The organism is Mycobacterium sp. (assembly GCF_049281135.1).
Taxonomy (GTDB): Bacteria; Actinomycetota; Actinomycetes; order Mycobacteriales; family Mycobacteriaceae; genus Mycobacterium.
Genome location: NZ_JBAPRN010000723.1, coordinates 1 through 2,192, shown reverse-complemented (window position 1 = coordinate 2,192; position 2,192 = coordinate 1). Strand labels below are relative to the sequence as shown.

Sequence of the window (2,192 nt, the reverse complement as noted above, 5' to 3'; positions counted from 1 at the left end):
TCACCACCCGCTTCGTCGTCATCAACGGGTGCCGCCGGCTGGCCGCCGCCCACAAATACGGTCGCACCGATCTGGCCGTCGTCATCAACGACGACATCGCCCGCGACCGGGTGACACTGATCTCGGCCTCGATCGCCGAGAACGTCGACCGGCAAGACTTCGACGTCATCGAAGAAGCCAAGGCCGTGGAAGCCCTCGTCAAGGAATGCGGTAGCGGGATCGAGGCGGCCACCCGGCTACGCAAGACCCAAGCCTGGGTGTCGCAGCGGCGGGCGCTGCTGGAGTTGGCCCCGCAACTGCAAACCGCTTTGCGCCGAGGCGAATTGGCCATCCGGGACGCCCGCTCCTTGGCCCGCGTGCCGCTCGAGCAGCAAGTCGTGCGGTGGCAGGCCGCCCAAGAGAAGAAGAACGACGGGGGCGTCCACCATGACTTGTCGGACAAACGCTCGCCCAGACCGTCGCGGATCATCGCCAAGGCGTTGAGCGAATTCAACTCCCAGCCCCAGCTCCTCGCCGACGCGCTGCGCACCCACCTGGGACCCGACGGTGTCAAGACACTGCTCGCGGTGCTTGCTGACCAGCCCGCCACGGTCTAAGCACGCAAGCCGCCCACGCGTCACGTGACGAATGGGCGGCTGGGGGGAATGCTTGAGCCGAATACCCTGCCGCACAGTCACATCGAGCGCTACAGCTGGTCGGCCAGCTCGCCCAGATTTCCCGGCGTCATGAACTGCGCCAACGCGTCCAGATAACTACGCGCCACCGCACGGTATTTGTCGGCGGCGGCGCTGGTCGAGCTGTCGGCGTCGAGCAGATCCTGCTGCGCGGCGATGAGCAGCCGGTTGGCCTCGGTGAGCGAAACTAGCTGTGCCCGAAGATCATCGACGTCGGTACTCGGCTGTGGGGGAGCGGCGCCACCCCGTAACGGTGGGAGCTCGTCAACATAGACATACCACCGCAGCCGTTCCGGTCGGGGCATAGCGCCGCCGCGGATCTCACTGGCCTTGATGGCCCGAATGATGGTGCGCGGATCCTTACCTAGCCGCTTCGCCGCTTCTGATAAAGACACGACGGGACCGCCCGGTGCGGTCTCCACACCCGGCGGCGGCTGCTTGGGCTGCGTCATAGTCGGGTCATTTCAGCCGCCCGGCTCACCCCACTCCCAGTAACGACACCATGCTGCTAATTAGTGACATCATAACGACATAGTCACCGCAGGCACGACCCAATGCCGCTATTTAAGGGCGTTCATGTCGTAAACTAACACCATCACGACGAGGTGACAGTGACGCCCGCCGAGTGCCGGAGGAAGACGTGAGCAACAGCGAGCAGCGAAAGCTGACGGGTAAGGTCCTGGTGCGCTTCACCGAAGAGGACTTGCAGGCCCTGCAGGACGAAGCCAACCGGCAAGGCACAACCCTGCCGGCGCTGATGCGCGACCTCAGTCTGCGCACCCTGGTGTCGCAGGCCTCCTGATTTATCGCACGACCGGCCACCGGCGCGCGACATCGGGCCAAAGTGAGCGCCGTCAGCCGGTGAGACGTTCAGCGCCGGCCAGGATGCGCCCCACCGTCTGGTAGTGAATCGCCCACCGACGCCCAATCGCGCCGCGGGACGTCAGCGGCATGCGGGGACTGCGTTAGGGCGTGTGGGTGCCGGGTGCCGGCGTTTTGCCGAATGCCGCGAACACGGCCAACGGGTCCAGGTAGTCGCGCCAGTGCACGATCTTGCGGTCTTTGACTGTGATCACCGAGATGAATCGGTTGACGTATGGAGCACCGGTGCTTACAACCGTACCGTGCATGGTGTACTCCAGAACCACCACGGATTTGACGGGGTCGTAGTAACGGTGCACGTCGCTGCTGCCGGACTGCACGATGGAATCCCCGTAGCCGGAGTACAACTCGGCAAGTGCTTGGCGCCCAACGACTCTGGGCGGGTAATCGGGGATGGTGATGACGTATTCGACCACCACATCCTCGGCGTGCATTTCGAAAAAATCACTGCCGTCGACCAAGCCTTGTAAAGCCTCGGCGACAACCTCGAAGTAGGGCCGCATCGCCGCGTACTTCGCCATGTCTCGCGACGTCATGGACGCCTGTCCTTTCCTCGGTTGGTGTACTCGATACGTTGTGTGCGCATCGACCTCGGGGCGCGATGCCGACAACAATTGTCTTGATTCGTATTTCGGC

The 2,192-nt window shown here is 63.7% G+C and carries 4 protein-coding genes; 2 read left to right on the top strand and 2 right to left on the bottom strand.

Annotation, left to right across the window (positions count from 1 at the left end; translation table 11 throughout):
* Nucleotides 1–596 (top strand): ParB/RepB/Spo0J family partition protein (locus WAN02_RS28905; RefSeq protein ID WP_422268820.1); only part of this gene is annotated, 596 nt, incomplete at its 5' end.
* 89 nt (nt 597–685) lie between these two features.
* Here WAN02_RS28905 and WAN02_RS28900 read toward each other — a convergent pair.
* Nucleotides 686–1,126 carry a hypothetical protein gene (locus WAN02_RS28900; RefSeq protein ID WP_422268819.1) on the bottom strand — a complete coding sequence of 147 codons (441 nt, stop codon included), beginning with the start codon at nt 1,124–1,126 and terminating at the stop codon, nt 686–688.
* 188 nt (nt 1,127–1,314) lie between these two features.
* Here WAN02_RS28900 and WAN02_RS28895 point away from each other — a divergent pair, with 188 nt between their 5' ends.
* Nucleotides 1,315–1,476 carry a hypothetical protein gene (locus WAN02_RS28895; protein WP_422268818.1) on the top strand — a complete coding sequence of 54 codons (162 nt, stop codon included), beginning with the start codon at nt 1,315–1,317 and terminating at the stop codon, nt 1,474–1,476.
* A 163-nt stretch (nt 1,477–1,639) separates the two neighbouring features.
* On the opposite strand, the gene WAN02_RS28890 is transcribed toward WAN02_RS28895, so the two are convergent.
* On the bottom strand, nt 1,640–2,092 hold the full coding sequence (locus WAN02_RS28890) for a nuclear transport factor 2 family protein (RefSeq protein WP_422268817.1): 453 nt from the start codon (nt 2,090–2,092) through the stop codon (nt 1,640–1,642).
* Nucleotides 2,093–2,192 lie beyond the last annotated feature (100 nt).

Coding starts and splice junctions, on each gene's coding strand:
- WAN02_RS28900 (WP_422268819.1), bottom strand. CDS start 1,126: ATGACGCAGCCCAAGCAGCCGCCGCCGGGTGTGGAGACCGCACCGGGC.
- WAN02_RS28890 (WP_422268817.1), bottom strand. CDS start 2,092: ATGACGTCGCGAGACATGGCGAAGTACGCGGCGATGCGGCCCTACTTC.